This is a genomic window from Nostoc sp. DedQUE02 (assembly GCF_034531035.1).
Classification (GTDB): Bacteria; Cyanobacteriota; Cyanobacteriia; order Cyanobacteriales; family Nostocaceae; genus Nostoc.
In genome coordinates this window covers 92,182-98,727 of sequence record NZ_JAVRBY020000025.1, presented here as the reverse complement: position 1 = coordinate 98,727, position 6,546 = coordinate 92,182, and the positions used below count along the sequence as shown (strand labels likewise).

Here is a 6,546-nt window from a genome sequence, read left to right as displayed (position 1 = left end):
TATGGGTCAGCCACTTTATATAGTACATAAATACTATAAAATAGCGATCACGCTGTGCCAGTTGCGTAAGTCCTGAAATTGAGGGACAAATTGCTTAATTACGCAAGGTTCGTCTATTTTATCTGCATCTCTAGCTTCATAAGTTCTACTAAATCCACCCTCACCCAAAAGTCGTATTACCCGAAAACGGTTTCTGAATAATAGTGTGAGTGTTTGTCCACACTTAATGCAAAACTTATTATCATCAGGATTAAAGGGATTTGCACAACTGGAATTAGAACAGTAAAGCATATTTGGGAATATATCAGCAGATAGTGTCTATATTGAGTTTTCCCAATTTATGCTGACTGGGTTTCACAGTCTTTATATTTTTGAGCAGATTTACTTCTACTGGCATCTACAATCTCAAGTCACTTTTGCTAGCGTAGGGATATAAGGTTTATCGCTCCCCAGTAAGCGCCTGGAAGCAAAAGGATTAATATGGCTCATTTAAATCAGCGTCGTCCCCAAAATGTCAACGGCGATTTTTATGTAGATAGTACTTGTATTGATTGTGATACCTGTCGCTGGATGGCTCCGGAAGTATTTTATGATGTTGATGACCAATCGGCTGTTTATCATCAACCAACGAATGATGCGGAAAGATTAGCAGCGCTGGAAGCACTTTTAGCTTGTCCTACTAGTTCTATTGGCACAGTTGAGAAACCAAAAGATATCAAAGTTGCTCAAGAACAGTTTCCAATATTAGTAGCAGAAAATGTTTACCATTGCGGCTATCATTCTGAAAAATCTTACGGTGCTGCTAGCTATTTAATTCAACATCCAGAAGGTAACATTTTGGTGGATTCTCCCCGGTTTACGCCGCCTTTAGTCAAGCGTTTAGAAGAAATGGGGCCAATTCGCTATATGTATTTAACTCATAAGGATGATGTGGCAGATCATCAAAAATTTGCCGAGCATTTTCAGTGCGATCGCATCCTCCACGTTGATGATATTACTGCCGATACTCGCAATGTAGAAATACAGCTAACTGGTTCTGAACCATTTACCTTGACACCAGATTTATTAATTATCCCAGTTCCCGGTCACACCAAAGGACAAACCGCCCTACTCTACAAAAATAAGTTTCTTTTCACAGGCGATCATCTCGCTTGGTCAGAAAGCTTGCACCAACTGACTGCATTCTACGGTGTCTGCTGGTATTCTTGGCCAGAACAGACTAAATCAATGCGTAACTTGGCTAATTATTCTTTTGAGTGGGTGCTACCAGGTCATGGACGAAGGTTTCATGCTGATAAAGAAACCATGCGCCAGCAGATGCACAAGTGTATTGAGTGGATGGAATCTTTGGATTGACATTAGCATATCTTGCAAAAGTGCTTAACATCCCACACACTAGGCACTCCACTTAATCACAATTAGCCTTCATCCCCGACTTAGGGACATCCAAAAATTACATTACTCAATTTTTGCATCCAATAGGAGCAGGGGAACAAGGGGGACAAGGTAGACAAGGTAGCAATACCTCTCCCAAGTCTCCCCAAAGCGATTGATTATTTTTTTATTTGGAAGTCCCTTAAAAGACTTAACCCTTCAAAACTTTTTGGTTTTGAAGGGTTAACTTCAGGGTTTTCGGCATTTTTCCTATAACTAAAGATAAAATGGTGAAGCCTCAAAGGACATACCTTTGTCAATCGCCTAAAACTTTACCTGCCACCATGTCTGTTAATTCCAAGTTATACGAAGGCAAAGCAAAAATTCTCTATACAACGGACGATCCGGAAGTCTTGTTGGCTGATTTTAAGGACGATGCCACGGCGTTTAACGCCCAAAAGCGTGGCAGCATCCAAGGTAAAGGAAAAATCAATTGTAGCATTTCCAGCCAACTTTTTAAACAGTTGGAGGCTCATGGTATAAAGACTCACTTTATCGACAGCCCTGCCCCAAATCAGATGCGCGTGAAGGCAGTAAAGATTTTACCCTTAGAAGTGGTGATCAGAAATATTGCTGCTGGCAGTTTGTGTCAGCAAACAGGATTACCAGTGGGTACAATTCTAAAACAGCCATTGGTTGAGTTTTATTACAAAAACGATCCTTTAGGAGATCCTTTGTTGACACGCGATCGCCTGTACCTACTAGAACTAGCGACTGCGGAACAAGTAGACGCAATTACACATCTAGCATTGCAAATCAATGAATTTCTCAATAACTTTTGGCTGCGGTGCGGCATTACCCTAGTAGACTTCAAACTAGAGTTTGGTTTGGACTCACAACAGCAGTTGCTCTTGGCAGATGAAATTAGCCCCGACACCTGCCGTTTGTGGGATACCGCAGAAGAAGACTCAAACCGCCGGGTAATGGACAAAGACCGCTTTCGCCGAGACTTAGGAAATGTAGAGGATGCCTACCAGGAGGTTTTACAAAGAGTGCTAAAAGCAGTAGAAACTACAAGTTAAACAGGTAAAAACCAAAAGGTCAGAAGGAATTATATTTAACTTTTGCCTTTTGCCTTTTGCCTTGTAAAGTAAAAAAGCAAAAGAAAAAAATTATGTTTTGAAATTTTACCTTTGGCATGAGGGCATTATTGCCTTGTGATGGTGTGTGTGTGGTCGTGAAGAGGAATATAAGTAAAATGCGTTTATCTCCAGTATTGCTGGCAGCAGTAGCAATTGCAGCCCCTTTGGGTGGCTCATTGAGTGCAAATGCAGAAACCGCCAACAGTTCAAAACAGACAACAGAAGTTTTGACACTAGAAACAAATCAGCAGCCAGAAAACGACACTGGTCAGGTTAACTCCAGTAAAAGTCTAGAATCTCAACCTAAATCCATAGGGCTTATGGAGGGAGAGCGCCAGCAATCCCGCGTTGTCGCAATTTACCCTGCCAATCCAGCAGCCATAGCGACTCCAAAGGTAATAATACCAGGCTCCACAACGCCAAAAACGGCACAAACCCCCCAAATCAATCCCAGCCCAACTCAACAGCCATCTCCTGCTCCAGACATCCCAGCGCCAGAAATTCAAGAACCAACGCCTTCTCCAACTCCTGAGACGACTCCAGTCCCAGAAAATGTTAACCCACCAACAACAGAACCTTTATTACCCACAACTCCAGAACCATCAAGCACTCCAGACATTCCATTCCCAGGTAATCAACAAAGAACACCTGCCCCACGCCCAGGCGCTACTCCCAGTCCGCAGAATGTTAACCCGCCGACAACTCCGGGAAATACTCAACCCAACACAGCCCCAGAAGCCAACGATCCCCGCGTACTGGTGTCGGAAGTAGTAGTTAGATCGCAGGCTGGGCAACTACCACCAGGGCTAGAAGAGCAAGTTTACAGAGTAATTCGTACCCAACCAGGGCAAACGACAACCCGCAGCCAACTGCAAGAAGATATTAACGCCATCTTTGGTACTGGCTTCTTTTCCAACGTCCAAGCAACGCCAGAAGATACCCCCTTGGGAGTGCGCGTGAGCTTTGTTGTGCAGCCTAACCCCGTCCTCAGTAAAGTAGAAGTGCAAGCTAATCCTGGCACTGGTGTTCCTTCTGTACTACCAGCTAATACTGTAGATGAGGTATTTAAAGAACAGTATGGCAAAATCCTCAATTTGCGTGACTTGCAAGAAGGCATCAAGCAGTTAAACAAACGGTATCAAGATCAAGGTTACGTACTAGCCAACGTGATTGGAGCGCCACAAGTCTCTGAAAACGGAGTTGTTACCTTGCAAGTAGCAGAAGGCGTAGTAGAAAACATTAGAGTCCGGTTCCGCAATAAAGATGGTCAAGAGACAGACGAGAAGGGACAACCGATTCGCGGACGGACACAGGATTACATTATTACACGAGAATTGGAGTTGAAGCCAGGACAGGTATTCAATCGCAACACAGTGCAAAAAGACCTACAGCGCGTGTATGGACTAGGACTGTTTGAAGATGTAAATGTGTCCCTTGACCCTGGTACTGATCCCAGCAAGGTAGATGTAGTAGTGAATGTGGCTGAACGCAGCAGTGGTTCTATTGCGGCTGGGGCAGGGATTAGTTCTGCTAGCGGACTTTTTGGAACAGTAAGCTATCAACAGCAAAACCTGAACGGTAGGAACCAAAAACTGGGGGCAGAAGTACAGGTGGGAGAACGGGAACTGCTGTTTGACCTGCGGTTTACAGACCCGTGGATTGCAGGAGATCCTTACCGGACTTCCTACACAACCAATATTTTCCGCCGCAGTTCCATTTCGTTGATTTTTGATGGCAAAGATGAAAATGTTAGGACGTTTGACCCAGCGAATCCGACTAATGAAGATGCTCAGGATCGCCCGCGCATTCTCCGGGTAGGTGGTGGTGTCACCTTTACCCGTCCCCTCTCCTCCAATCCTTACAAAACTTCTGTCTGGACTGCCTCAGCAGGTGTACAGTATCAACGAGTTTCCGCCCGTGATGCCGATGGCAATCTGAAAACAAGAGGAGCGGTATTCAATGATGATGGAATTCCTCTCGACGAGAATGGAAACCCCACCAGCCAACCAATCGAAATTCCACTGACCGAATCTCCAGGAGGTCAAGACGATTTACTACTGTTGCAATTAGGGGCACAGCGCGATCTCCGCAATAACCCCCTGCAACCCACTAGTGGTTCTTATCTCCGCTTCGGAGTCGATCAGTCGGTTCCCATCGGACTAGGCAACATTTTCCTCACAAGATTGCGGGGTAGCTACAGCCAGTATTTACCCATCAAGCTGATTAACCTCAGCAAAGGGGCACAAACTTTAGCATTTAACCTGCAAGCAGGAACCATCCTTGGTGACTTGCCTCCCTACGAAGCTTTTACCCTTGGGGGTAGCAACTCCGTTCGGGGTTATGAAGAAGGAGCATTAAGTAGTGGACGCTCTTATGTGCAAGCATCAGTTGAGTATCGGTTCCCAGTTTTTTCAGTAGTCAGTGGCGCACTATTTTTTGATCTCGGCAGTGACCTGGGAACTAGTACTAGGGCGGCTGAAGTGTTGAACAAAAATGGCAGTGGCTTCGGCTATGGTCTTGGCGTTCGCGTCCAGTCTCCACTGGGGCCAATTCGGATTGACTATGGTATAAACGATGATGGTGATAGCCGGATTAATTTCGGTATTGGCGAAAGATTTTAATTTGTCATTACTCATTGGTCACTTGTACTGAGTTTCGACACAACGACTACGCTCAGTGCATCGCTTGGCGGTAATCGAGCGACTTGTACTGAGTTTCGACACAACGACTACGCTTAGTGCATCGCTTGGCGGTAATCGAGCGAAGTCGAGATTCAACTACCGCGCAGTCGTTGTGAGTCGAGATTCAACTACCGCGAAGTCGTTGGCGCACTTGTACTGAGCGACTTGTGCCGAGCGAAGTCGAGGTAAGCCGAAGTACCCTCTCCAAGAGTTGTATTGGTCATTAGTGAATCACGAAGGACAATTGACATAGACGCTTCTGCGGCTTCCCGCAGGGTAGGACAAAGGACAAATGGACAATTCTCTTTTGAGATTAGCTTGCTAATTTTTACATTTACCTCAATACTGTTCCGATAAAGGGATTAATGACATTTTTCGGGAAATATCAGGGATCTTACCAAAACAGACGATGAACAATACTAAAGGAAATATATTCACTTTTCGATTATGCAACAGCACACTCTAGCAGCCGAAATCACCCAAATAGGGGTGGGACTGCATAGCGGTGTGAGTACCCAGGTGCGGATACTACCAGCAGAGCCGGGAAGTGGACGCTACTTTGTGCGGGTAGATTTACCGGATTTGCCGATCGTTCCAGCCCAAGTGGCGGCAGTTAATCACACTGTTCTCTCAACTCAGTTGGGTAAGGGTGAGGTATCTGTTCGCACGGTAGAGCATTTGTTAGCAGCGCTTTCGGGTATGGGTGTGGATAATGCCCGTATTGAAATTGATGGGCCAGAAGTCCCACTTTTAGATGGTTCAGCAAGTGTGTGGACAGCCAATATTGCCCAAGTTGGCTTAGTATCACAACCCGTGAACAACCAAGTTCCCAAGGCTATTACAGAACCAATATGGGTGTATGAAGGGGATGCCTTTGTATCTGCCCTCCCAGCACCAGAAACCCGCTTTAGTTACGGTATTGATTTTGACCTGCCTGCCATTGGTAATCAATGGCATAGTTGGTTACTAACTGCTGAACTAGAAAAAGCTTCTGATAGCTTTGCCACAGAAATTGCTCCGGCCCGTACTTTTGGGTTACTGCATCAAATTGAACACTTACAAAAAACAGGGTTAATTAAAGGTGGCAGTTTGGATAATGCACTTGTTTGTGGATCAGAAGGTTGGATAAATCCACCATTGAGATTTGCAAATGAGCCAGTTCGTCATAAAATCTTGGATTTAGTAGGAGATTTAAGTTTACTAGGAACTTTTCCTATTGCTCATTTCTTAGCGTATAAAGCTAGTCACAATTTACACATTCAATTGGCTCAGAGAATTTTAGATTTTAGATTTTAGATTTTAGATTTGATCTAAAGTTTAAAATTCAAGATTATTAAGGCTTTCGATAT

The 6,546-nt window shown here is 44.5% G+C and carries 5 protein-coding genes; 4 read left to right on the top strand and 1 reads right to left on the bottom strand.

The window, feature by feature from the left end; translation table 11 throughout:
• Positions 1-33 precede the first annotated feature (33 nt).
• Positions 34-291, bottom strand: a complete 258-nt coding sequence (locus RMX98_RS19605; protein WP_322679554.1) for a 4-Cys prefix domain-containing protein — start codon at positions 289-291, stop codon at positions 34-36.
• 189 nt (positions 292-480) lie between these two features.
• Between RMX98_RS19605 and RMX98_RS19600 the strand changes: the two genes are divergently transcribed.
• From RMX98_RS19600 to lpxC, 4 genes are all read left to right on the top strand, one after another.
• Positions 481-1,356: an MBL fold metallo-hydrolase gene (locus tag RMX98_RS19600; RefSeq protein WP_322679555.1), complete on the top strand. Its 876-nt coding sequence runs from the start codon at positions 481-483 to the stop codon at positions 1,354-1,356.
• 362 nt (positions 1,357-1,718) lie between these two features.
• The gene (purC, locus tag RMX98_RS19595; RefSeq protein ID WP_322679587.1) at positions 1,719-2,456 is read left to right on the top strand and encodes a phosphoribosylaminoimidazolesuccinocarboxamide synthase; all 738 of its coding nucleotides are present in this window, start codon (positions 1,719-1,721) and stop codon (positions 2,454-2,456) included.
• 176 nt (positions 2,457-2,632) lie between these two features.
• On the top strand, positions 2,633-5,137 hold the full coding sequence (locus RMX98_RS19590; protein WP_322679556.1) for a BamA/TamA family outer membrane protein: 2,505 nt from the start codon (positions 2,633-2,635) through the stop codon (positions 5,135-5,137).
• 507 nt (positions 5,138-5,644) lie between these two features.
• Positions 5,645-6,493 carry a UDP-3-O-acyl-N-acetylglucosamine deacetylase gene (lpxC, locus tag RMX98_RS19585; RefSeq protein WP_322679557.1) on the top strand — a complete coding sequence of 283 codons (849 nt, stop codon included), beginning with the start codon at positions 5,645-5,647 and terminating at the stop codon, positions 6,491-6,493.
• Positions 6,494-6,546: the final 53 nt, after the last annotated feature.